The organism is Nocardia sp. CDC159 (assembly GCF_023740735.1).
GTDB classification, from domain to species: domain Bacteria; phylum Actinomycetota; class Actinomycetes; order Mycobacteriales; family Mycobacteriaceae; genus Nocardia; species Nocardia pulmonis.
In genome coordinates this window covers 234,786-256,936 of record NZ_JAMRXH010000001.1, presented here as the reverse complement: position 1 = coordinate 256,936, position 22,151 = coordinate 234,786, and the positions used below count along the sequence as shown (strand labels likewise).

At 68.6% G+C, this 22,151-nt stretch carries 23 protein-coding genes and 1 pseudogene; 11 read left to right on the top strand and 13 right to left on the bottom strand.

Going from position 1 to position 22,151, the window contains the following annotated elements; all coding sequences use genetic code 11:
• Window positions 1-4 precede the first annotated feature (4 nt).
• Window positions 5-577, top strand: a complete 573-nt coding sequence (locus NDR87_RS01210) for a hypothetical protein (RefSeq protein WP_251909230.1) — start codon at window positions 5-7, stop codon at window positions 575-577.
• 14 nt (window positions 578-591) lie between these two features.
• Here NDR87_RS01210 and NDR87_RS01205 read toward each other — a convergent pair whose 3' ends face one another.
• The 5 genes from NDR87_RS01205 to NDR87_RS01185 all read right to left on the bottom strand — a co-directional run bounded on the left by NDR87_RS01205 (window position 592) and on the right by NDR87_RS01185 (window position 5,414).
• Window positions 592-2,982 carry an excinuclease ABC subunit UvrA gene (locus NDR87_RS01205; protein WP_251909231.1) on the bottom strand — a complete coding sequence of 797 codons (2,391 nt, stop codon included), beginning with the start codon at window positions 2,980-2,982 and terminating at the stop codon, window positions 592-594.
• A gap of 65 nt (window positions 2,983-3,047) precedes the next feature.
• Entirely contained in the window at window positions 3,048-3,458 is a 411-nt protein-coding gene (locus NDR87_RS01200; RefSeq protein WP_251909232.1) for a VOC family protein, read from the bottom strand.
• A 5-nt stretch (window positions 3,459-3,463) separates the two neighbouring features.
• Window positions 3,464-3,913, bottom strand: a complete 450-nt coding sequence (locus NDR87_RS01195) for a helix-turn-helix transcriptional regulator (RefSeq protein ID WP_251909233.1) — start codon at window positions 3,911-3,913, stop codon at window positions 3,464-3,466.
• Window positions 3,914-3,976: 63 nt separating this feature from the next.
• Complete coding sequence (gene ligD, locus NDR87_RS01190; protein WP_251909234.1) at window positions 3,977-4,936, bottom strand: non-homologous end-joining DNA ligase; 960 nt, start codon at window positions 4,934-4,936, stop codon at window positions 3,977-3,979.
• A 118-nt stretch (window positions 4,937-5,054) separates the two neighbouring features.
• Window positions 5,055-5,414: an Rv2640c family ArsR-like transcriptional regulator gene (locus tag NDR87_RS01185; RefSeq protein WP_251909235.1), complete on the bottom strand. Its 360-nt coding sequence runs from the start codon at window positions 5,412-5,414 to the stop codon at window positions 5,055-5,057.
• A 101-nt stretch (window positions 5,415-5,515) separates the two neighbouring features.
• Here NDR87_RS01185 and NDR87_RS01180 point away from each other — a divergent pair, with 101 nt between their 5' ends.
• The 4 genes from NDR87_RS01180 to NDR87_RS01165 all read left to right on the top strand — a co-directional run bounded on the left by NDR87_RS01180 (window position 5,516) and on the right by NDR87_RS01165 (window position 7,954).
• Complete coding sequence (locus NDR87_RS01180; RefSeq protein WP_251909236.1) at window positions 5,516-6,028, top strand: ArsI/CadI family heavy metal resistance metalloenzyme; 513 nt, start codon at window positions 5,516-5,518, stop codon at window positions 6,026-6,028.
• A gap of 71 nt (window positions 6,029-6,099) precedes the next feature.
• On the top strand, window positions 6,100-6,471 hold the full coding sequence (locus tag NDR87_RS01175; protein WP_251909237.1) for a helix-turn-helix transcriptional regulator: 372 nt from the start codon (window positions 6,100-6,102) through the stop codon (window positions 6,469-6,471).
• Entirely contained in the window at window positions 6,468-7,529 is a 1,062-nt protein-coding gene (gene arsB / locus NDR87_RS01170; RefSeq protein WP_251909238.1) for an ACR3 family arsenite efflux transporter, read from the top strand. Before NDR87_RS01175 ends, arsB begins: the two co-directional genes overlap by 4 nt.
• Window positions 7,526-7,954 (top strand): arsenate reductase ArsC, encoded by a 429-nt coding sequence (locus NDR87_RS01165; RefSeq protein WP_251909239.1) that lies wholly within the window; start codon window positions 7,526-7,528, stop codon window positions 7,952-7,954. The genes arsB and NDR87_RS01165 overlap by 4 nt, the downstream gene beginning before the upstream one ends.
• Here the strand turns inward: NDR87_RS01165 and NDR87_RS01160 are convergent.
• A complete protein-coding gene (locus NDR87_RS01160) occupies window positions 7,951-8,598 on the bottom strand; it encodes a hypothetical protein (RefSeq protein WP_251909240.1) in 648 nt (215 codons plus the stop codon). The genes NDR87_RS01165 and NDR87_RS01160 overlap by 4 nt on opposite strands.
• A gap of 18 nt (window positions 8,599-8,616) precedes the next feature.
• Between NDR87_RS01160 and NDR87_RS01155 the strand changes: the two genes are divergently transcribed.
• On the top strand, window positions 8,617-8,769 hold the full coding sequence (locus NDR87_RS01155) for a hypothetical protein (protein WP_251909241.1): 153 nt from the start codon (window positions 8,617-8,619) through the stop codon (window positions 8,767-8,769).
• Window positions 8,769-9,530 carry a class I SAM-dependent methyltransferase gene (locus tag NDR87_RS01150; RefSeq protein ID WP_251909242.1) on the top strand — a complete coding sequence of 254 codons (762 nt, stop codon included), beginning with the start codon at window positions 8,769-8,771 and terminating at the stop codon, window positions 9,528-9,530. Before NDR87_RS01155 ends, NDR87_RS01150 begins: the two co-directional genes overlap by 1 nt.
• Here NDR87_RS01150 and NDR87_RS01145 read toward each other — a convergent pair.
• A complete protein-coding gene (locus NDR87_RS01145) occupies window positions 9,527-10,411 on the bottom strand; it encodes an alpha/beta fold hydrolase (RefSeq protein WP_251909243.1) in 885 nt (294 codons plus the stop codon). The genes NDR87_RS01150 and NDR87_RS01145 overlap by 4 nt on opposite strands.
• 71 nt (window positions 10,412-10,482) lie before the next feature.
• Entirely contained in the window at window positions 10,483-11,811 is a 1,329-nt protein-coding gene (locus NDR87_RS01140) for a family 1 glycosylhydrolase (protein WP_251909244.1), read from the bottom strand.
• Between the two features lie 336 nt (window positions 11,812-12,147).
• Here NDR87_RS01140 and NDR87_RS01135 point away from each other — a divergent pair, with 336 nt between their 5' ends.
• Both NDR87_RS01135 and NDR87_RS01130 read left to right on the top strand, forming a co-directional pair.
• Window positions 12,148-13,341, top strand: coding sequence for a Cmx/CmrA family chloramphenicol efflux MFS transporter (locus NDR87_RS01135; RefSeq protein WP_251909245.1), 1,194 nt, complete (start codon window positions 12,148-12,150; stop codon window positions 13,339-13,341).
• A pseudogene (locus NDR87_RS01130) lies at window positions 13,331-14,089 on the top strand (helix-turn-helix domain-containing protein); the annotation flags it as partial. The gene NDR87_RS01135 and the pseudogene NDR87_RS01130, both read left to right, overlap by 11 nt.
• A gap of 5 nt (window positions 14,090-14,094) precedes the next feature.
• On the opposite strand, the gene NDR87_RS01125 reads toward NDR87_RS01130, so the two are convergent.
• From NDR87_RS01125 to NDR87_RS01110, 4 genes are all read right to left on the bottom strand, one after another.
• The gene (locus NDR87_RS01125) at window positions 14,095-14,973 is read right to left on the bottom strand and encodes a bile acid:sodium symporter family protein (protein WP_251909246.1); all 879 of its coding nucleotides are present in this window, start codon (window positions 14,971-14,973) and stop codon (window positions 14,095-14,097) included.
• A 210-nt stretch (window positions 14,974-15,183) separates the two neighbouring features.
• Window positions 15,184-16,356 carry a lipase family protein gene (locus NDR87_RS01120; protein WP_251909247.1) on the bottom strand — a complete coding sequence of 391 codons (1,173 nt, stop codon included), beginning with the start codon at window positions 16,354-16,356 and terminating at the stop codon, window positions 15,184-15,186.
• Window positions 16,357-16,528: 172 nt separating this feature from the next.
• Complete coding sequence (locus NDR87_RS01115) at window positions 16,529-17,548, bottom strand: alkane 1-monooxygenase (RefSeq protein ID WP_251941052.1); 1,020 nt, start codon at window positions 17,546-17,548, stop codon at window positions 16,529-16,531.
• A 458-nt stretch (window positions 17,549-18,006) separates the two neighbouring features.
• On the bottom strand, window positions 18,007-18,597 hold the full coding sequence (locus tag NDR87_RS01110) for a TetR/AcrR family transcriptional regulator (RefSeq protein ID WP_251909248.1): 591 nt from the start codon (window positions 18,595-18,597) through the stop codon (window positions 18,007-18,009).
• A 101-nt stretch (window positions 18,598-18,698) separates the two neighbouring features.
• Between NDR87_RS01110 and NDR87_RS01105 the strand changes: the two genes are divergently transcribed.
• On the top strand, window positions 18,699-19,538 hold the full coding sequence (locus NDR87_RS01105) for an alpha/beta fold hydrolase (protein ID WP_251909249.1): 840 nt from the start codon (window positions 18,699-18,701) through the stop codon (window positions 19,536-19,538).
• A gap of 222 nt (window positions 19,539-19,760) precedes the next feature.
• A complete protein-coding gene (locus NDR87_RS01100; protein ID WP_251909250.1) occupies window positions 19,761-20,987 on the top strand; it encodes an oxygenase MpaB family protein in 1,227 nt (408 codons plus the stop codon).
• A 16-nt stretch (window positions 20,988-21,003) separates the two neighbouring features.
• Here NDR87_RS01100 and NDR87_RS01095 read toward each other — a convergent pair whose 3' ends face one another.
• Window positions 21,004-21,873 (bottom strand): AraC family transcriptional regulator, encoded by an 870-nt coding sequence (locus NDR87_RS01095; protein ID WP_251909251.1) that lies wholly within the window; start codon window positions 21,871-21,873, stop codon window positions 21,004-21,006.
• Window positions 21,874-22,151 lie beyond the last annotated feature (278 nt).

Sequence of the window (22,151 nt, the reverse complement as noted above, 5' to 3'; positions counted from 1 at the left end):
GGTCATGAGCGGAGCAGTGACGAACCGGGCCGCGGATATCGTGGCGGGCTGGCCGCAGCCGTCCCGCGCCGCCGCGCTGGCGGTGCTCGACGCCTACGGTGAACCGCACGAGGCCACCGACAGCGCCCTGATCTGGCACGGGGTCGGACCGTGGCGGCGGCTGGTGGCCTCGCGCAGTTACTGGGAGCACAACTTTCCCGCGCCGCACACCGATTCGGTGTCGGGTGTCGTGGAGTATCCGGTGCCGGTGGCGATGTATTCGACGCTGGCGCGATTCGACGGCGGCCTGACCGTCGATCGCACCACCGGCGAGGTGTCGTCGCTGTGCCACGACGAGCGGTCCAACCTGCTGGCGCTGAATCTCATGCACGACATCGTCAGCGGTGCGCGTTCGCCGGAGCAGGCGCGCGACTACTACACCAAGGAATTCCTGGATCACCGCCGCGGCAAGCCCACGCCCTATATGGAGGGTCTGCGCTTCGAACCGCGATCGGCCCCCGATCCGGACGAGCGCCTGATCTCCGAGGCGGATCTGGCCGCGGCGGTCGCGGAGCGGGGCGATCGGCCTGAGCGGTGATCATCGGTTCCGGCTCAGGCGCCCACGTAGGCGGCCAGATGCTCGCCGGTGAGGGTGGAGCGCGCGGCGACCAGTTCGGCTGGTGTGCCCTCGAAGACGATCGTGCCGCCGTCGTGGCCCGCGCCGGGGCCCAGGTCGATGATCCAGTCCGCGTGGGCCATCACCGCCTGGTGGTGTTCGATGACGATGACCGACTTACCGGCGTCGACGAGGCGGTCCAGCAGCCCGAGCAGTTGTTCGACATCGGCGAGGTGCAGGCCGGTGGTCGGCTCGTCGAGCACGTAGATGCCGCCCCGGTCGGCCATGTGGGTGGCGAGTTTGAGGCGCTGGCGCTCGCCGCCGGACAGGGTGGTCAGTGGCTGGCCGATGGTCAGATAGCCCAGGCCGACGTCGGCGAGGCGCTGCAGAATGGCATGCGCGGCAGGGTTTTTGGCCTCGCCGGAGCCGAAGAACGCCTCGGCCTCGGTGACCGGCATGGCCAGCACCTTGCTGATATCGTGCCCGCCGAGCTTGTACTCGAGCACCGACGCCTGGAATCGCTTGCCCTGGCACTCCTCGCAGGTGCTCGCCACCCCGGCCATCATCGCCAGATCGGTGTACACCACGCCCGCGCCGTTGCAGGTTGGGCAGGCGCCCTCGGAATTGGCGCTGAACAGGGCGGGTTTGACGCCGTTGGCCTTGGCGAACGCCTTGCGGATCGGATCGAGCAGGCCGGTGTAGGTCGCGGGATTGCTGCGCCGGGAGCCGCGGATGGGCGTCTGGTCGACCGACACCACACCCTCGCTGGCCGGAATGGAGCCGTGGATGAGCGAGCTCTTGCCGGAACCGGCGACCCCGGTGACGGCCACGAGCACGCCGAGCGGAATGTCGACATCGACATCGCGCAAATTGTTGGCCTTCGCACCGCGAATCTTCAAGGCACCGGTGGGCTTTCGCAGCGTCTCCCGCAGCGCGGCCCGATCGTCGAAGTGGCGGCCGGTGACGGTGCCGCTGGTGCGAAGCTTGTCCACGGTGCCCTCGAAGCAGACCGTGCCGCCCGCCGCCCCCGCGCCGGGACCGAGGTCGACGATGTGGTCGGCGATCGCGATGGTTTCCGGCTTGTGCTCCACCACCAGCACCGTGTTGCCCTTGTCGCGCAGCCGCAGCAGCAGCTCGTTCATCCGCTGGATGTCGTGCGGGTGCAGGCCCGCGGTGGGCTCGTCGAAGACATAGGTGACATCGGTGAGCGCGGAGCCGAGATGTCGAATCATCTTGACTCGCTGCGCCTCTCCGCCCGACAGGGTGCCCGCCGGTCGATCCAGCGAGAGATAGCCCAGCCCGATCTCCACGAACGAGTCCAGGGTGTGGCGCAGCGAGGCGAGCAGCGGCGCGACCGACGGCTCTTTCAGTCCCGCAACCCATTCGGCCAGATCGCTGATCTGCATGGCACAGGCGTCGGCGATGCTCCTGCCCTTGATCTTCGACGATCGGGCGCCCTCGTTGAGGCGGGTGCCGTCGCAGTCGGGGCAGGTCTGGAAGGTGACCGCCCGCTCCACGAACGCGCGGATGTGCGGTTGCAGCGCGTCGACGTCCTTGGACAGCATCGACTTGCGGATGCGGGGGATCAGGCCCTCGTAGGTCAGGTTGACGCCGTCGACCTTGATCTTGGTGGGCTCCTTGTAGAGCAGGTCGTCGAGTTCACGCTTGGTGTACTTGCGGATCGGCTTGTCCGGATCGAAGAAGCCGCAGCCGGTGAAGATCCGGCCGAACCAGCCGTCCATGCTGTAGCCCGGAATGGTGAGCGCGCCCTCGTTGAGCGATTTGCCGTCGTCGTAGAGCTGGGTCAGGTCGATATCGTTGACCGAGCCGCGCCCCTCGCAGCGCGGGCACATGCCGCCGGTGATGCTGAAGCTGCGGCGCTCCTTCGTCATCGTCCCGCCACGTTCCACGGTGACCGCGCCCGCCCCGCTGATCGAGGCGACATTGAACGAATACGCCTGGGGCGAGCCGATATGCGGCGTGCCGAGGCGACTGTAGAGGATGCGCAGCATGGCGTTGGCGTCGGTGGCGGTGCCGACCGTGGAGCGCGGATCGGCGCCCATCCGCTGCTGGTCGACGATGATCGCGGTGGTCAGATTCTCGAGCACGTCGACATCGGGTCGGGCCAGGGTGGGCATGAAGCCCTGCACGAAGGCGCTGTAGGTCTCGTTGATCAGCCGCTGCGATTCCGCGGCGATGGCGTCGAACACCAGCGAGCTCTTACCCGAACCGGAGACGCCGGTGAACACCGTCAGGCGGCGCTTGGGGATCTCGACGCTGATGTCCTTCAGATTGTTCTGGCGCGCCCCGGTCACGCGAATCAGCTCGTGGCTGTCCGCACCGGACGGGGCGGTCGAGCGGGCGGCCTTCGTGGTGGCCTTGGCCATGGTGTCTTCCTCTCTCGGCCGGGCCGCCGTCGGCGTGCTCGACGGCGGCCGCGGCGGGGTGGAGTTCAGCCGACTTGCTGGATTCGAATCATGTTGCCCGCCGGGTCGCGGAACGCGCAGTCGCGGACGCCGTAGGGCTGGTCGGTTGGTTCCTGGACGACCTCGGCGTCGGTCGCCTGCAACTTCTCGAAGGTGGCATCGACATCCTCGGCGGCCAGCACCAGGGTGGCGAAGGTGCCCTTGGCCATCATCTCGGTGACGACCCGGCGCTCCTCGTCGGTCAGGCCCGGCGTGGCCTGCGGCGGATACAACACGACATTGATCTCGGGCTGCCCCGCGGGGCCGACGGTGATCCAGTGCATGCCGCCGTAGCCGACATCCTTGCGAATCTCCCAGCCCAGGGTGGTGCCGTAGAAGGCCTTGGCGGCCTCCGGATCGTTGTGCGGAAGGAAGCTTGCGTGAATGGTGGTGTCCATGTCGCTCACGCTAATTGCGACCCCGCGGGCGGTGCTTCTCGATTCCTGATCGGTCTGGTGACCTGTTTGGCGACGCACGACGGTATCCCCTCGGTCGCCTGCGCCGCCTCGCGCCGATAGACGCTGGGCGACATGCCCACCAGTTCGGTGAAGCGGGTGCTGAAGGTGCCCAGCGACGAACAGCCGACCGCGAAACACACCTCGGTGACACTGAGATCACCGCGCCGCAGCAGCGACATCGCGCGCTCGATGCGCCGGGTCATCAGATAGGAGTAGGGCGATTCGCCGTAGGCGGCCCGGAACTGGCGGCTGAGGTGTCCCGCCGACATGTGCGCGTCGCGCGCGAGCGCCTCCACGTCCAGCGGCTGGGCGTAGTCCCGGTCGATCCGGTCGCGGACGCGACGCAGCCGCGCGAGATCGCGCAGATACTGATCACCGGCGGGTTTGCTGGTCACCTACGAGATCGTGTCACGTCATATCCGAGTTGCCCAGTTTGCTTCCGGATGGGGCGATGCGGCCTATGCCTGCCGTCCGAAATCGGGCATGGCGACCTCGCGCGGCGACTTGTCGGGGCGCAGCCCGCGCCAAGACGGATGGCGTAGGCGGCCGTCGCCGGTCCATTCGGTGAAGGTGACCTCGCCGACGAGTTGCGGATCGACCCAGATGGCGTCCTTGACGTCGGCGGAGACCGTGGGGGTTGGGCGGCGTAGGGGGCGCAGTCGGGTCTCGAGGTCGGTGAGGGTGGCCTGGGTGAAGCCGGTGCCGACGTTGCCGATGTAGCGCAGCGCGCCGGTGTCGTCGTGGACGGCCATGAGCAGCGAGCCGATGCCGCCCGCGCGTCTGCCGGTGCCGGGGCGCCAGCCGACGATGACGACCTCCTGGTCGCGGGTGTTCTTGACCTTGATCCACAGTGGGGTGCGGCGGCCGGGTAGGTAGGGGCTGTCGAGGCGTTTGCAGACGATGCCTTCCAGGCCGAGGCGTTCGGCTTCGGCGAGGACCTCCGGGCCGCTGCCGGACAGGCGCGGCGGGACCTGCCAGCGGGGGCCGCGCGGGTCGAGCTGTTCGAGGAGTCGGCGGCGCTGGTCGTAGGGGAGGTCGATCAGGGCGCGGTCACCGATGTGCAGCAGATCGAAGATCAGGTAGGTGGCGGGCACCGAGCGGGTCAGCGCACTGATCATCGCGGGGTTGCGCTGATGCATGCGCGGTTGCAGAGCCTCGAAGGAGGTCCGGCCGTCGGCGGTGAAGGTGACGATCTCGCCGTCGACGACGATGGGTGGGTCCGCGGGGGCGAGATCGGCGAATTCGGGCCAGGCGGCGGTGATGTCCTTGTCGTTGCGCGACATCAGGCGCAGGGTGTCGCCGACGTATCCGATGGCCCGGATGCCGTCGAATTTCACCTCGTAGTTCCAGCGCGCCCCGTCCGCCGGCAGGGCGCCCGCCGTCGCCAGCATCGCCGCGTAGTACGGCAGCCGTGTCACACCCGCCTCGTCGTCATCGCCGGTCCTCCGGGAGCTCGAACGGTGCTCGACAATCGATCGGATGATACCGACCGGTCGAACTAATCGAGTGGAGCTGGCGGGGTGAGTCCGCTGGTGGTCAGCGGCAGCAGTTCGGATCGAGGACCACGCACAGGGCGGTGAGGGCGTCGCGGCGGGCGCGGTGGAAGGTGTTCATGCCGCGGCGCTCGGATTCGATGAGTCCGGCGTTGCGAAGCTGGCCGAGATGATGGCTCACCGTCGATTCCGACAGCCCGACCGCCGCGGCGAGATCGCCGCTGTTCTCCGCACCGCCCGCGCTGGTCAGCAGCAGCGACATCAGCTTCACCCGCACCGGATCGGCAATCGCCTTGAGCCGCAACGCCACTTCGAGGGCGGCGGCGTCGTCGACCGGCCCCGCCGCCACGGGTGGGCAGCAGACGGGTGCGGACATATCGATGACGGGCAGCGCCTTGGGCATGAGATCGACTCTAGCGACTTTATTGACATATGTCGAAGAGGTGGGGCAGACTCGGGTCGTCAGTTCTTCGATATATGTCTCACAAGTGGAGGTTCGAAGTCATGTCCCGCATCCAGCTCGCCCTTGATGTCGACGATCTCGACCAGGCGATCCGGTTCTACTCGACGCTGTTCAACGCCGAACCGGCCAAGCGCAAGCCCGGCTACGCCAATTTCGCCATCGCCGAGCCCCCGCTGAAGCTGGTGCTCATCGAAAACCCCGGCCGCGGCGGCGGCATCAACCATCTCGGCATCGAGGTCGAATCCTCCGAACAGGTGCACGGGGAGATCGCGCGGCTGTCGCAGGCGGGGTTGTTCACCGAGGAGCAGATCGCGACCACCTGTTGTTTCGCCACCCAGGACAAGGTGTGGGTCACCGCCCCGGACCGGGAGCGGTGGGAGGTCTACACCGTCCTGGCCGATAGTGAATCCTTCGGTACCGCACCGGAACTCGACGATGCCGAGGCGGTGCGGATGTGCTGCGGCCCCGCCGCGGAGGCCGCCGCCGAGGGTGGGTGCTGCGGCAGCGCCGCGGAGGAAAAGGCGGTGGCGTCCGGGTCGAGCCGCCGCTCCTGACCCTCCGGTGCGCGGTGGAGTTCATCGGCCGTTCGCTTGCCCACGATATAGATGACCGTCAATATCGATGCATGTCGAATCCAGTGCCGATAGGTGTGGCCGCATCGGTCTGTGCGGCCACACCCCGCACCCGCTCGCCCTTGGACGCCGAGACCGCGACCGAGCTGGCCGTGATGTTCAAGGCGCTGTCGGACCCGGTGCGGCTGCGGCTGCTGTCGGCGATCGCATCGCGGGCGGGACAGGAGGCGTGCGTATGCGAGGTGTCCGACGGTCTCGACGTCGGCCAGCCCACCGTGTCCCATCACCTGAAGGTACTGCGGCAGGCCGGGTTGCTGACCAGCGAGCGCCGAGCGTCCTGGGTGTACTACCGGGTGGTTCCCGAAGCGCTGCAACGGCTTTCGGACCTGCTGGCAGCCGAGGCCGGATCGACGGTGACCGCGTGATCACCCTCTCCACTCTGGACCGGTTCCTGCCGGTATGGATCGGCGCGGCCATGGCCGCGGGACTGCTGCTGGGCCGCGCGGTTCCGGGTCTCGGGCAGACGCTGGCGACGGTCCAGGTGGACGGTGTCTCGCTGCCGATCGCGATCGGCTTGCTGGTGATGATGTATCCGGTGCTGGCGAAGGTCCGCTACGACCGGCTCGGCTCCGTCACCGGCGACCGCCGCCTGCTGTTCGGCTCGCTCATCCTGAACTGGGCCATCGGTCCCGCGCTGATGTTCGCCCTGGCCTGGGCGCTGCTGGCGGATCTGCCCGACTTCCGGACCGGGTTGATCATCGTCGGCCTGGCCCGGTGCATCGCGATGGTGATCATCTGGAACGATCTGGCCGGTGGCGACCGCGAGGCCGCCGCGGTGCTGGTGGCGTTGAATTCGATCTTCCAGGTGCTGATGTTCGCCGTGCTCGGCTGGTTCTACCTGGCGGTGCTGCCCGGTTGGCTGGGCCTGGCGCGGAGCGAGATCCATGTCTCGCCGTGGCAGATCGCGAAATCCGTGCTCATTTTTCTGGGTATCCCGCTGCTGGCCGGTTTCCTGACTCGTCACTTCGGTGAAAGGGCAGGAGGCCGAGACCGGTACGAGAACACCGTGCTGCCCCGGCTGGGCCCGTGGGCGTTGTACGGACTGCTGTTCACGATCGTCATCCTGTTCGCGCTGCAGGGCGACCGAATCACCGCCCACCCCCTCGATGTCGCGCGCATCGCGATACCGCTGCTGGCGTATTTCGCGCTCATGTGGGGCGGGGGCTACCTGCTCGGCGCACTGCTGGGCCTGGGCTATGAACGCACCACCACCCTGGCGTTCACCGCCGCGGGCAACAACTTCGAACTCGCCATCGCCGTCGCGATCGCCACCTACGGCGCGAGCTCCGGCCAGGCACTCGCGGGGGTGGTCGGCCCGCTCATCGAGGTCCCCGTCCTCGTCGGTCTGGTGTACGTCTGCCTGGCGCTACGAAACCGTTTCCCGCGCAATCCCATCGAGCATCCAACCGGAGCACTGTCATGACCGGCGACGCGACTACTCCCATCCCCAGCGTCCTGTTCGTTTGCGTCCACAACGCCGGGCGCTCCCAGATGGCCGCCGCCTTCCTCACCCACCTGGCCGGACCCCGCGTCGAGGTCCGCTCGGCCGGATCGGATCCCGCCGAGCGCGTCAATCCCATCGCGGTGGCGGCGATGCGCGAGATCGGCATCGATATGTCCGCCGAGGTGCCCACCGTGCTCACCGGCGCCGCGGTCGAGGCGTCGGACGTCGTGATCACCATGGGCTGCGGCGATGCCTGCCCGTTGTTCCCCGGAAAACGCTATCTGGATTGGAAGCTCGACGACCCGGCCGGTCAGGGCATCGACGCGGTGCGCCCGATCCGCGACGAGATCGAACGCCGAGTCCGTGGTCTGCTGGCCGAACTCGGAATACCGTCAGTGGCCTAGGGCTGCTCCGGAACGATCACCGTGATCTCCCCGCCGAGGTGGTAGTCCCCGCTCAGCCGCAGGTGGTCGCCGCTCCAGAAGCGGCCCGGGTCATACCAATTGGGCCGCTTCTCCGGCAGCAGACCCATGGCCTGATAGGTCAGGGCGACGATCTCCGCGCAGTAGGCGTTCTCGAGACCGGTGTCGCGCTTCTTCCGCCGCGGCAGCGGCACCCGGCCCGCGAACCAGCGGCTCGCCAGGGCTCCGGTGGACGGGAAGGGCATGCCGTCCAGCCGCGCGACCGTGCGCAGCGCCGCGTCCTCCATGTCGCGGGTCACCGGGCGGTCCAATTGGCGCAGCCACGCCTGCTGCCCGTATTCGTGGGCCCAGCGCAGGACCGCGGCCCGCAGATCGTGCAGTTGTGCGCCGCGATGGTGGTTGCCCGACCACAGGTCCGGCAGGGCGCGGCCGAGTTCGGCATGCCACATCAGCGGCGGCAGGTCATCGATGACGACGGCCATGCCGACATGGTTGACCGGGCTGTTGGTCAGGCTCCGGATCGTGCGGTCGGCGCCGGAATGACCGCGGAACAGCCACAGATCCCCGGTGCGGGTGAGCTCCACGGCGGCGTCGAGACCGATGCTCGAGGGCGATTCGCGTGACACGGCGACTAGCCTAGGCGCATGCGCTGGTGGAAGATATTGGGTCTGGCAGGGATGGCCGGTGTCGCGGCGACCGGGGTGGTCATCGTGCGCGACCAACGCAAGCGTCGCGCCTACACCCCGGACCAGGTCCGCGAACGCCTGCACGCGCGGCTGAACGAGCGCCAGCCGTAGTGTTCGACTACGACGCCGAACTGCGCCGTCACCAGTCGCGGCTGACGGCGGCCCTCGAGGTGGGCCCGCGCGACATCGTGCTCGATATCGGTTGCGGCACCGGACAAACCACCCGCACGGCGGCGCGGCTCGCGGTGCGGGGCACCGCCTTCGGCGTCGATATCTCCGCGCCGATGGTGGCGCGCGCCCGCGAACTCGCCGCGGCCGAGGGCATCGGCAATATCGGTTTCGAACACGCCGACGCCCAGGACCATTCGTTCCCGTCCGCGCATTTCACCCTGGGCATCAGCCGATTCGGCACCATGTTCTTCGCCGATCCGCTTGCCGCCTTCGGCAATATCGCGCGCGCGTTGCGCCCGGATGCGCGGCTGGTGCAACTGGTGTGGCAGCGTGGGGACCGGCAGGAGTGGGTCGTCGCGATGCACCGGGCACTGACCGGCACCGATCCCGCGCCCGCCGACCTCGCCGGCGGAGCGTTCTCGCTGGCCGACCCGGACGCGATGGACGACATTCTCACCACCGCCGGATTCCGCGACATCCGCCGTACCGAGGTGCGTGAATCCCTGTGGTACGGCACCGATCCCGACGCCGCCGTCGCCGCCGTGCGCGCCCTGCGCATGGTCGCCGACCTGCTCGCGCCGCTGGCCGCCGCCGACGCCGCCGACGCGCTCGTCCGGCTGCGCGCGACCATGGCCGCGCACTGCCGCGCCGACGGCGTCTGGTTCGACTCGCGCGCCTGGCTCGTCACGGCGCGCCGCTAGACGAAGCGAGTCAGGAAGGTGCGCAGTACGGTGATCAGCGCGGCCGGATTGTCTTCCTGCACATTGTGTCCCGCGTCCGGCACGACCGCCAGCTCCCACCCGGGTAGGCGCGCGACCAGCCGTTCCGCCGTGCCCTGGGCGAGTACCCGGCTGCGGGCGCCGCGGACCAGTAGCACCGGCAGTCCGCTCAGCCGCGCCGGAATCCGGTCGGTGGCGGCGAGAATGGCGTCGAAGTCGGGTGGGCGCAGATCGCCCTTCGGCACCCACTCGCCCGCGGGCGTCCGGCGGAACAGCGTGCTCATCCGGTAGGCGACGGTGGCATGGTCGGCTCGCGGACTGATCCGCAGCGCCGCCCCGATCACCGTCCGCAGATCGCGCACCGGGCCGAGTCCGGATATGAATGTCCGCATCAGCCAGGTACTTTCGAAGTCCACCCCGGGCGCGACATCGATCAGCGCCAGCCATGGGACCCGATCGCGCCACGCCCGGGCCACCTGCGCCGCGACTACCCCGCCGAGCGACATGCCGACCAACCCGAATCGCTGCAGGCCCAGGTGATCGGCCGCGGCGACGACATCGGCGGCCATGGTGTCGATGCGGTAGCTCTGCGTCCAGTCGCTGTCGCCGTGGCCGCGCAGATCCAGCGTGACGAGCCGGGCCGTGTCGCGCAGACCCAGGCAGACGAAATCCCAGGTGTGCGCGGTCAGCCTGCCGCCGTGCAACAGCAGGATCGGCGATCCGGTTCCGCCCCAGTCGAATCCGTGCAAGCGGCAGCCCGCGTGGAAGAAGTGGAACGCACGCGGCGGCGTCGGGTCGTGGATCCGCACGCCCAATGCCGTCGCCAACTCGGTCATCGCCGGAATGCCGAACGATCCGTCCATACTCCACCTCGCTACCTCGATACTTCAAGGTAGCGAGTCTTACCTTGACTGGTCAAAGTAAGACGGGTCACTCAGCGTTCGATGGGTTCCACCGGTTCATCGCAGCTCGACGGTGGATCCACCTGTGAGCAGGGGACCGGCGGGCGGGTGGGGTGGTAGGTCGCCGGGACGCCGCCGGTGCGGGCGAGGGTGGCGAAGGCCTCCACCGCGTCGGTGGGGTGGCGGACCAGTTCCGGATCGTCCACCACATTGACCGTGTAGAGGCCGAAACGCGGTGTGTAGGAACCCCATTCGTAGTTGTCGGTAATGCTCCAGTAGTTGTAGCCGATGACGTTCATGCCGTCGGCCTTGGCGCGCTGCAGCCAGTAGATGGTGTCGCGCAGGTGGTCGGCGCGGGTGTAGCCGTCGGGGCGGGGATTGTTGTTCTCCGTGGGCATACCGTTCTCGACGACGTAGAGCGGTTTGCCGGGAAACTGCCGGGCGTAGTGGCGCAGTGCGTAATAGATGCCCTCGGTTTGCAGGGGCAGGTGCCACATGCCCGCCGCACCGGCGGCGGTGGCGCCCTGCTGGGGTCCCGGGTCGGGGCCGAAATAGTAGTCCACGCCGATGAAGTCGAGCCGGTCGCGGACCTTGTCGACGAAGGGTTGGTTCACCTCGGTCTCGATTCCGGGCACGAAGCCGATATTGCTGGTGACCCAGGCCTTCGGCTGCACCTCGTGGATGTGGTCGTAGATGGCGTTGTGCGCCTGGGCGAGCCGGTCCATCGCCTCGGGCCACTGCTCGTCGGTGAGCGCGCCGATCCGCCGCTCGGTGCCCAGATACGCGCCGGGCTCGTTGATGGTCACCCAGATCGGATCGCGGGAGGCGAAGTGCTCCACCATCTTCCGGGCATTGACCAGCCAGTCCTCGACCATGCCCTGGTGGCGCCAGCCGCCGCGCTCGGCGGCCCAGCCGGGATAGACCCAGTGGTCGAGGGTGAGCATGGGCGTCATGCCCGCGGCGAGGATGGCATTGACGATCGCGTCGTAGATGGACAGCTCGGCATCGTCCCAGCGATCCGGTGCCGGCTGCACCCGGGCCCATTCGAGGCTGATCCGGAACACCTTCGCGCCCAGGCGGGCCGCACGGTCGATGTCGGCGGCGTAGCGGTCCAGGAAGCGCACCGAATCGCGATACGGATCGACCGTGCCCTCGGCGATGAACCGAGTCCAATTGCTGTCCGGCGCACGGCCTTCGGACTGGAAGCCGGAGGCGGCAACGCCCCACAGGAAGTCCTGGCCCAGCGCGGGCAGCTCCGGCGCGGCCTGGGCGGGCGCGGTGGCCGCGACCGGACCGCCCGCCAGCACGCAGGCCAGCGCGGCCGCCGTGGCCACCAGCCGTCGATGCGTAGACTGTCGCATTCCGCAACAGTAGCTACGAAATAGCCCAAAACCGTGTCGCGACCCGGCGTGTCGGGTGGGTCAGGACGTTGTGGTCACCGCTTCGGTTCGAGGCGGCCGGATTGTTAGGGTGATGGGGTGAATTCCCCGGAGGCGTCCAGAAGCTAGCCGCCCGGCCCGTGTGCCGGGCGGCGTTGTGAGCGTGGCACCCGCCCGTCGTCGAACGACCGGCGTGGTTCGGGATCTCGCAACGCCGGATGCTGCCAGTTTCCTGGTGGCCGGTGATGGCTCGCCCGCCACCGCAACTCGTCTCGGGCGCCGCGGGATGGCGCCTGATGTATCCGGGGAGTTCTATCCATGCCCATTGTGGTATTCGTGCTGGCTGTCGCCGTTTTCGCGCAGGGCACATCCGAGTTCATGGTGTCGGGGCTGCTGCAGCGGATCGCGGCCGATGTCGGGGTGTCGCTCGGTGCGGCCGGATTGCTGACCTCGCTGTTCGCGGCCGGGATGGTGGTCGGGGCACCGATGATGGCGGTTGTGGCGGGCCGGTTGCCGGTCCGGTACTCGGTCACCGTGTTCCTGGGGGTCTTCTGTATCGCGCATGTCATCGGGGCGGTGACAACCGGGTTCGCGGTACTGCTGGTCACCCGGGTGGTCGCGGCGGTCGCCAATGCCGGTTTCCTCGCGATCGCGCTGGCGGCGCTGCCGCGGCTGGTGGGCGCGACGATGGTCGGGCGCGCGACTTCGGTGGTGGTGTCGGGGGTGACGGTGGCCTGTATCGCCGGCGTACCCGCGGGCACGCTGCTGGGGCAGGTCTGGGGTTGGCGTTCGGCGTTCTGGGCGGTGGCCGTCGTCGGTGCGGTGGTGCTCGTGCCGGTGTGGGCGATGCTCGGCGGTGCGGCGCGCGCGGGCGATGAGCTGGCCGGGGCGGCGCGGTCGATGCGCGGCGAATGGTCGGTGCTGCGGCAGCGGCCGACCCGGATCGCCGTTGTCGCCGGAGTTCTGGTCAACGCGGCGACCTTTGCCGGGTTCACCTATCTCGGCACCATCACGACCGGCATCGCCGGCGGCGGCCGGTGGGTTCCGGCCGTGCTCGCCCTGTTCGGTGTCGGATCGTTTCTGGGGGTGACGGTCACCGGTCGCTACAGCGACCGTCACCAGCGCCGCATCGTGACCGCCGGAACGGTTGTCCTGACCGGAAGCTGGCTGGTGGCCGCCCTCACCGCGCACACGCTGATCGGGGTGATGGTGATGTCGACGGTGGCCGGTGCGGTCGCGTTCGGCGTCGGTTCGACGCTGATCGGCGCGATCGTGCGGACCGCCACACCGGCCGCCCCGCGGCTCGCGGGCGCGGTGGCGACCACCGCCTTCAATATCGGGGCCGTTCTCGGTCCCGCCACCGCCGGTCTGGTCGTCGACCACACCGGGCATCCGGTGACGGCGCTGTGGTGCGGCGCGGCCTTCACCGCGGCCGCGGTGGGTGTCGTCCTCGTGAGCCGAGGTCGGCCGATCGCGGACGCGGTCGAACCGGTGCGCGCCGATGCGCGCTAACGCCGCACTGTCGGTGCGAGATCGGCGGCGGCTGGTCGAGCGGTGCCGGGACCGCCCGATCGCGCGGGTCGCCGCCGAGCTGGGCATCTCTCGCCAGTGTGCGAGCAAGTGGGTCAATCGGTTTCGCCGATATGGGGAGCTCGGTCTACTCGATCGGTCCTCGGTGCCGCGGCATCAGCCCACCGCGACCGCCGCGGACGTGCTCGGGCGGATCGAGCGGCTACGGCGCGAACACGGTTGGTCGGCGCGGCGCATCGCCGCCGAACTGTCCGCCGGAGGCGTTGCGGTGTCGGCGCGCACGGTCGGTCGGCATCTGGCCCGGCTCGGGCTGAACCGGCACCGCGAGCCCGGCGCGGGCGCCGAACCGGCTTCGCGCCGCGTCATCGCCCGCCGACCGGGACAGCTGGTCCACGTGCGCGTCGAGAAGGTGGGGCGCGTCCCCGGCGGCTGGCGAACCCGGGACAGAGATCTCGGCCACGCCGAGGCCGTCGTTCGACCCGGAACCCACGGCAGCCGTGCCGAATTCGCGTTCCGGTACACCGCGGTCGACGACTACGCGCGACTGGCCTACGTCGAAGTGTTGCCCGACGAACAGGCCGCCACCGCAATCGGGTTCGTCGTCCGAGCGCGATCCTACTTCGCCGCGCACGGCATCGATCGGATCGAATGGATCCTGGCCGGCAACGGATCGTGGTACCGGACGCAGGATTTCGCGAAGGGTCTGCTCGGTGCCGGCCACCGGCGTCTCCCGGCCTAGGCGGCCGCCGTCTTCGCCCGCCGGGCTCGTGCTCGCCGGGCGAAGCCGTAGGCCGCGATCGCGGCCGGGATGTTCATGAGCACCCCGTACACCGCGGGCGGCACGGCCATGGCCTTGTCGTGCAGAACCGAGGTCGCCACCGCGATGGCCAGCGCGCCGTTGTGGATGCCGATCTCCATGGCGGCGGCGATCGCCTGATCGGCCTCGATGCGCAGCAGGCGCGGGACCGCGTAGCCGACGGCCAGTCCGATCGTGGCCAGCAGCAGGCAGACCGCCGACAGCGCGCCGATATTCGTGGTGAGCGTGCGGAAGTCGCGGGCCACGGCCGCGAGCACCACCAGGGCGAGCACCACGATCGAGGCCACCTTGACGGTGCCGCGGGCGCGCTCGGCCCAGCCCGGGAAGCGGTGGCGCACCCACATGCCCAGCGCCACCGGGACCAGCATGATCGCGAACACCTGGGCGAACTTGTCCGGCCGCAGGCCGATTCCGGCGTCCCCGTCGAGGAACAGCGTGTACGCCAGCCCCACCCACAGCGGCAGCGTGAACACCGTCAGCACCGAATTGACCGCGGTCAGAGTGATATTGAGGGCGACATTGCCACCGGCCACGTGACTGAACAGATTCGCCGAGGGCCCGCCCGGCGTCGCGGCGAGCAGCACCATCCCCGCCGCGACCGCACCCTCGAGCCGGAACAGATAGATCAGCCCCAGGCACACCACCGGCAGCAGCACCATCTGGCATACCAGCGCCACCGCGGCCGCCTTCGGATAGCGCAGCACCCGCGCGAAGTCGGCCACCGTCAGCGTCAGGCCCAGACCGAACATGACCAGCGCCAGCGCCAGCGGCAAAAACACCGCGAACAACGATCCCACCGTCAACTCCTCCTGCGTGCCAATCGGATTCGAGACTAGCCGGTCTTGTCCAGTGCGAGCGAGGACGAGATGCCTAGCGAGAGGTAAAGATGGGCTCGGCGAAACGCGAATCGCGCGCGCCGACAACCTCGGCGACGCGCGCGATTCATCCTTCCGTCCCGGCCTCCTTTCGCCTGGACCGGGACGGAAGCCCTTCCCCTGGGCCGATTTTCAGCAGTTGTTCGGCGCGGGCTTACCCGCGAAGCGATCCGCGAGGTAGTCGATCGCGCGTGGGGCGTTGAGCATGCCCGTGCCGTGGTCCGCGCCGTGCAACATCTCGAACTGCACCGGGGTGCCCGCGTGGCAGTACCGGGCGACGACCTCGCGGACCAGCTGCGGGTTCACCACGTCGGCGTCGCCGTGCCACTGGTAGATCGGCGACTTGGGGACGCCGTCGAAGGTCTCCAGGCTGTTCGCGTGCAGGATGTGGATCTGGGTGGCGTTGACATCGTCGGGGGTGCCGTTGAAGTAGTCGGTGAACTTCTTGTTGGCCGCGTCGGCGATGATCTGCTCGGTGCACGCGTTGGCCATCCGGTTGCGCAGCGCGAGTCCGGCCGGATTCAGCCACTTGTCCAGCGACATATCCTTCGGATACTCCCGCTCGAGTCCGATCGCACCCGCGAAGCCCAGTCCGAACAGCGGATTCGGGGCGCCGGACACGTCGAGCGCCAGCTTGCCGATGTTCTCCGGCACACCGCCGAGCGCCGTGCCCACGATCCGCAGTTCGGGCGCGTACTCGGGAGCGAGCGCGGCCGCGAAACCGGTCACCATGCCGCCGCCGGAATAGCCCGCCAGCCCGATCGGGCTGTCGGTCAGGCCGATCTGCTTGAACCGCTTGATCGCCCGCGCGCTGTCGAGCACGAGCCGCCCGCCCATCCGGGCCGCACCGTAGGCGCTGGTGGGCCCGAGGTAATCCGGCACGGTCACCGCCCAGCCCCGGGCCAGCAGCAGGTTCAGCGCCACCGACTCCTTCACCTCACCGGTGAACAGCCCATGCGAAGGTGCACACTGCAATCCGAGCGCGTTGATGAACGGCTGATACGACACCAGCGGCTGATTGTGGCCGCCGCCCGGCGGCACCAGCACGGTGGTCACCGCCGCGATCGGATCGCCCGCGGAGTTGGTCGACCGATACACCAGCTGCCAGGCGGTCGAACCCGGGAACAGGCCCTGCGGAAGCTGTCGGCTGCGCACGACATCTCCGGGCTTGTAGTTCCCGATGTCGCCGGGCGCCGCGTAGAAGGGATCCGGGTCGGCGGTCGGGTAGATCGCCGCCTGGGCGGGGGTGGCCGTCGCCAGCCCCGCCGTGAGGGCCACCGTCGCCACCGCGAGCCGTGCTGCCATGCGCCGCACAGTCGCTCGCCAGCGTCGTCCCGCGCGAATTCCGGTCATCGTCATACCTGCCACTTCTTGCCGTGTCGCAAACTGGGGAAAAGGGAAGCGGCGCGCTTTTCGCGTCGCCCCGCGATAACTCGTGAAACTTTCTTGCATTTGCCGTGGAACAATGGGGTCGACCTCACGCCGCGGCCTGGATCTCTTCATCGGGCCGCCCGTAGGCGGCCAGGATCTTGGCGCGCTTGCGCGGAGCGATATTGGCACGACTGATGTCGCCGTCGAGGTGCTCGAGCAGCCGTTCGTCCATAATCCGCCGCCACAGCGGGGGGATGACCGCGAACAGGATCATCGTCGCGTAACCCGCCGGCAATTGCGGCGATTCCTCGCTGCTACGCAGCGTTTGATACCGACGGCCCGGATTGGCGTGGTGGTCGCTGTGTCGCTGCAGATGGAACAGGAAGATATTGGTCACCAGCCGGTCGCTGTTCCAGCTGTCGCGCGGCGAGCAGCGCGCCCACCGGCCGTTGGGCCGCTTGGCCCGCAGCAGGCCGTAGTGCTCGATGTAGTTGACCGTCTCCAGCAGCGCCGCGCCCAGCACCGCCTGCAGCAGCAGATACGGCAGGATGCGCCAGCCCCACACCGCGATCACCGAACCGAACAGCACCAGCGTCATCGACCACGCCTGCAGGATATGGTTCTGGATGGTCCACCAGCCGAGGCCCTTGCGGCGCAACCGATTCCGTTCCAATTCGATCGCCGAGCGCAGCCCGCCGAACACGCTGCGCGGCAGGAACTCGTACAGCGATTCACCGAAACGCCCGCTCGCCGGATCGTCGGGGGTGGCGACGCGCGCGTGGTGACCCTTGTTGTGCTCGACGAAGAAGTGCCCGTAACCCGATTGCGCCAGTGCGATTTTCGCCAGCCACTGCTCGGCCCGCTCCACCCGGTGACCCAGTTCGTGGGCCGCATTGATCCCGATGCCGCTGACGAAGCCGAGCGTGGCCGCCAGTCCGAGCTTGTCCACCAGGCTCAGCTCATCGCCCGCCCACATGGCACAGGCGATGAGCAGGCCGATCAGCTGAACCGGCAGGAACAGGAAGGTGCACCACCGGTAGTACTTGTCATTGGACAGCGCTTCGTAGTCCTCGTCGCGAGGGTTGTTGCCGTCCTCGCCCACCACCCAGTCCAGGACCGGGATCACGATGAAGATGATGATCGGACCGATCCACCAGAACACCGGCAACCCGGTGCGTAAAACCAGCTGCGACGGCAGCAAGGCGCTGGCCGGCGCGATGAGCCCCAAAACCCACAGGTGACGCTTGGGGTCTGGGGAATTCGTTCGTTTGCTGAACGTTAGCATGCACATTCCCTCATATAGATACCCGAGACCCCTGGTTGACTGCCCGTTGTCGCTCCCAGGTCTGTTATCACGCGTTACATATAGCCGTCCTGACGTCGAAATTCCACTCGGAAGCGGCCGTTTTTAGCCCGGCTAAACTGTTTTCAGTTGGCGTGAACGACGAGGCCGGTCGGTCCGAAGAATCTTCGAGATCTGCGCGAGATTTTCCCGTGATAGATGTGACCACGGGTTGTGTTCCGGGTCACCCCCGGCCGGGTGAAATCTGAGTGTGATATCGGTGTCCGGCGGTTTGCCGAGGTCTAATCGGCGATGCGGGTGACCAGATCTTCGATGTATGCGCGGAAAAGCGCCACCATGTCCACTTTGTCCGAATCAAGCAACCATTGCAGCTGTAAACCGTCCATCATCGCCAGTACCTGACGCGCCACCGCGGCGGTGTCGACGTCGGGCCGGACGGTGCCGTCGGCGATGCCGTCGTCGAGCGCGCGGGCCAGCCAGGCCGCGCCGTGGCGATAGCGCCCGACCGCCCACGCGTGCGCGGGATGGGTATCGGCGACCGCCTCGCCGGTGACCACGGTGAACAGCCGGGCCAGCCCGGCCGTGCGGACATTGTGTTCGACCAGCCGGACCAGCGCGTGCAGCACGGCCGGGCCGCGCAGTTCCTCCTCGTCGCCGAGGCGCTCGGCGTCGAGCCGGTCGCGATAGTCGAGCACGGCCGCCAGCAGCGCCGCCTTGGTGGGGAAGTGATGCAGCAGCCCGGGCTGCGACAGCCCGCACCGATCGGCGATCTCGGCGATGGACGCGCCGCGAAAGCCGTTGTCGGCGAATGTCTTCAGCGCGACCTCGAGAATGCGCTCCTTACGCGCGTCGCCGCGACTCGGTGTGGGCATGTCCGAATCCTATCGCGATCGTCGGGTGTTACCTACCGAGTACTCGGTTAGTATGGCCGTCATGGCACACGGTCGTGCCAGTCGTGCAGAGAGGGTCCCTGATGAGCCGCGCCACCGAAGGCCGCATCGCATCGATTTCGCTGCGGGGAGGTGCGGGCGCCCTGGCCGGATGGGAATGCGCCCCACCGCCGGGGGTGGCCGGGCGCGGCACGGTGGTCCTGGTGCCGGGTTTCACCGGGTCCAAGGAGGACTTCGCGGCCATGCTGCCCATTCTCGCCGATGCCGGATTCCGTTGTGTCGCATACGATCAGCGCGGTCAGTTCGAATCCGACGGTCCCGACGATCCGGCCCGCTACGGCATCGACGACTTCGCGGGCGACCTGCTCGGCATCGTCGAGGGGCTCGGCGCGCCGGTGCATCTGGTGGGCCATTCGTTCGGCGGCTATGTCGCGCGGACCGCGGTGGTGGCGCGTCCCGAACTGTTCGGCAGCCTCACCCTGCTGGCCTCGGGTCCGTCCTCGGTGGAGGACATCGCCTTTCCGTCGCCCACCCGGGTGGAGCAGATGATCGAGGCCGGCGGTCAGGACGTGGTGTGGCAGATGCTGGCCGAGGCGGGCGCGGCCGCGCATCCGGACGAGGCGAAAAGGCAGTTCCTGCACCGCCGTATCCACGCCACCAAGAAGGCGAATCTGGTCGGCATCGTGCGCGCCATGCGGACCCGTCCGGTCGCTCCCGCGCTCGTGCGCGCGGCCGGGATTCCGATCCTGGTGGGCTACGGCGATACTGGCGACCTGTGGGCGCCCGAGATCCATGCGGATTTCGCGCGTCAACTGGGCGCACGGGTGGCAGTGTATCCGGGAGTGGGTCATCTGCCGAACGAGGAACGGCCGCAACGGGTTTGTGCCGATCTGGTGGCGTTCTGGAACGGGATCGAGCCCTGAGCGGACGCGCGGACCGGCCCGATAAGTAACGATTCATTCTGGGTAGATCCGAGTAGTTTGAGGGGCGATAATCGGTCGTCCAACAATGAGAGAAGCTGCAAGAGAAGTTTTCTCAATTTCAGAAAACGATCTTGTTGACTTGATAAGTTAATGACTATTCCTTTCTCATGCGCGACACCGGCGGCCGTTGCCCGGCCGGCGGCTCGACGAGGAGTAGCCACAATGGATCAACTCAGTAGGCGCAAGGCACTGTTGGCGGGCGGAGCCCTGGGCGCATTCGGTGCGCTGGCCTGGGTGACCCCGGTGCGGGCGGAACCGTGGTCGTGGTCGCCCGCGGGCTCGGTGGCCGGTGGCGGGAACGGCGCGGATCCGCTGTCGGTATGGGATCCGGAGGCCGATCCCGTGGTGGCGGCGTTGTTCGAGCGCGGAGAGGTGGCACGGGTCAACGATCTGCTGCGGACCTGGACGCGCAACGGTCAGCCGCTGCCCCCCGGCCTGCCACCGGACCTGCGTGATTTCATGGAGTACGCGCGGCAGCTGCCGCCGTGGGTCGATCCCGGCAAGCTGGCCACCGCGGTGGAGTTCAACAAGAAGCGCGGGCTGTATCTCGGTGTCCTGTACGGGCTCGCCAGCGGCATGATGAGCACCGTCATCCCGAACGAGGCGCGCGCGGTCTACTACTCCAAGGGCGGGGAGTATCTGAAGGACCGCATCTCCAAGACCGCCAAGCTCGGCTACGACATCGGCACCGCCAACGCCTACGCCCCCGACGGCGAAATGATCGTGACCTGCCTCAAGACCCGGCTGGTGCACGCCGCGGTGCGCCATCTGCTGCCGCAGTCCCCGCACTGGAAACAGTCCTCCGGGCACGACATCCCGATCAGCCAGAACGACATGCTGGTCACCTGGCACAGCCTGCCGACGACGGTCATGCGGAACCTGGTCGCGTGGCGGGTGCCGATTCCGGCGTCCGAATCGGCGGCGTTCCTGCATTCGTGGCAGCTGTGCGCGCATATGCTCGGCATCCGCGACGAATACATTCCCAACTCCTGGGACGAGGCGAATGCCCAGGCCGGGCAGGTGCTCGATCCGGTGCTGGCGCCGACCCCCGAGGGCATCGATCTGGCCCATCGGCTGCTCGGCCTGGGCGCGCAACTCGATCTGAGCCTGCTCAGCCGCGGGGTGCTGGGCGCGTTCACCCGATTCCTGCTGGGGGACAGGATCGCCGACTGGCTGGCCATCGGCCGCGAGCCAGTGTGGGATCCGCTGCTGCGGGCCAGCTGGGGGCCGTTCATCGCCGTGCGCGAGGGCCTGCTCCCGGTCGTGCCGCTGGCGCCGGACGCCTATTGGCTGTTCGACGAGTTCCTGCGCCAAGCCGCCCTGCTCTATCTGGCGGAACTGCGCATGCCGATCAGTATCGAACTGCCGCAGGCGAATCGGGCGCGCTGAGTGCGGCGGCGGACGCTCACCCGTGCGGGTGCAGGGCGCGCGGCGGCCGTCCGTGGTGGCGGCGGAAGGCGGTGCTGAAGGCGAAGGGATTGGTGTAGCCGACCTTTCGGGCCACGGTGGCGACCGGCTCGCCGCGGGCGAGCAGGTCCGCGGCAAGTGTCATGCGGCGGCTGGTGAGGTAGGCCAGCGGGGATTCGCCGAACAGGGCGGTGAAGCGGCGGTAGAGCGTCGCCCGGGAGACCGCGGCGTGTGCGGCCAGCGATTCGGCGGTCCAGGGGCTGGCCGGGCTGGAGTGGATGGCGTAGAGAATCCGGGCGACGACCGGATCGCGCAGCGCCGCACGCCATCCCGGTGAATCCGGTTCGGCGCCCGCGAGCCAGGCCCGCAGCGTATGGGCCAGCAGCGCGTCGAGCAGGCGGTCGCGCACCACCTGACGGCCCGGGCCGATGGTGTCGATCTCCTCGTCGAGCAGCGCCAGGGCGGGCGAGGCGCCGGATTCGGCGGTGACGCAGACATATTCGGGCAACGCGTCGAGCAGTCGCCGTCCGGCGATATCGGTGCTGCCGTAGGTACCGGCGATCACGACCGCGCGCGGTCCGTGACCGGGCGCGGGCGCGCGCAGCGCGGTGCACCGTCCGCCGTCCACCGGCGCCGATCCGTCCGCGCCGCTCTGGGGCCCGGGCCCTCTGATCAGGGCGACATCGCCCGCACCCAATTCGTCGGCCGTGCCGTCACGACTGATCGAGGCGTGACCGTGCAGCACGGCGTAGAGGGTCAGCGGCGCGGCCCGATCGGCCAGCCACGACCACGGTGCCTGCCGATCGGCCCGCCACAGCAACGAGCCCTCCGCGCGGATTCCCTGCAACATCTCCGCGAGCACATCCACGGCTACGACGCTACCGACTGCGGCGCACCGGACACGAAGTATGCGCGTCACCCGGCCACGACACGCCAGCGCTCGGTCAGTATGCGGGCGCGGGCGGCTGCGGTGAGTCCGCCCACGCGGCGCGGGTGTAGCGCGCGGCCGGTACGGTGAGCCCGCTTACGCGGCGCGGATGTAGCGCGCGGCCGGGTACGGGCGAGCCCGCCCACACGGCGCGGGTGTAGCGCGCGGCCGTCCTGTCGCGGGTGGCGCACTCGCCACCGTCCCGGTCCTGTTGTCCG

Coding starts and splice junctions, on each gene's coding strand:
- NDR87_RS01210 (WP_251909230.1), top strand. CDS start 5: ATGAGCGGAGCAGTGACGAACCGGGCCGCGGATATCGTGGCGGGCTGG.
- NDR87_RS01205 (WP_251909231.1), bottom strand. CDS start 2,982: ATGGCCAAGGCCACCACGAAGGCCGCCCGCTCGACCGCCCCGTCCGGT.
- NDR87_RS01200 (WP_251909232.1), bottom strand. CDS start 3,458: ATGGACACCACCATTCACGCAAGCTTCCTTCCGCACAACGATCCGGAG.
- NDR87_RS01185 (WP_251909235.1), bottom strand. CDS start 5,414: ATGCCCAAGGCGCTGCCCGTCATCGATATGTCCGCACCCGTCTGCTGC.
- NDR87_RS01180 (WP_251909236.1), top strand. CDS start 5,516: ATGTCCCGCATCCAGCTCGCCCTTGATGTCGACGATCTCGACCAGGCG.
- NDR87_RS01175 (WP_251909237.1), top strand. CDS start 6,100: ATGTCGAATCCAGTGCCGATAGGTGTGGCCGCATCGGTCTGTGCGGCC.
- NDR87_RS01165 (WP_251909239.1), top strand. CDS start 7,526: ATGACCGGCGACGCGACTACTCCCATCCCCAGCGTCCTGTTCGTTTGC.
- NDR87_RS01155 (WP_251909241.1), top strand. CDS start 8,617: ATGCGCTGGTGGAAGATATTGGGTCTGGCAGGGATGGCCGGTGTCGCG.
- NDR87_RS01145 (WP_251909243.1), bottom strand. CDS start 10,411: ATGGACGGATCGTTCGGCATTCCGGCGATGACCGAGTTGGCGACGGCA.
- NDR87_RS01140 (WP_251909244.1), bottom strand. CDS start 11,811: ATGCGACAGTCTACGCATCGACGGCTGGTGGCCACGGCGGCCGCGCTG.
- NDR87_RS01135 (WP_251909245.1), top strand. CDS start 12,148: ATGCCCATTGTGGTATTCGTGCTGGCTGTCGCCGTTTTCGCGCAGGGC.
- NDR87_RS01120 (WP_251909247.1), bottom strand. CDS start 16,356: ATGGCAGCACGGCTCGCGGTGGCGACGGTGGCCCTCACGGCGGGGCTG.
- NDR87_RS01110 (WP_251909248.1), bottom strand. CDS start 18,597: ATGCCCACACCGAGTCGCGGCGACGCGCGTAAGGAGCGCATTCTCGAG.
- NDR87_RS01105 (WP_251909249.1), top strand. CDS start 18,699: ATGAGCCGCGCCACCGAAGGCCGCATCGCATCGATTTCGCTGCGGGGA.
- NDR87_RS01100 (WP_251909250.1), top strand. CDS start 19,761: ATGGATCAACTCAGTAGGCGCAAGGCACTGTTGGCGGGCGGAGCCCTG.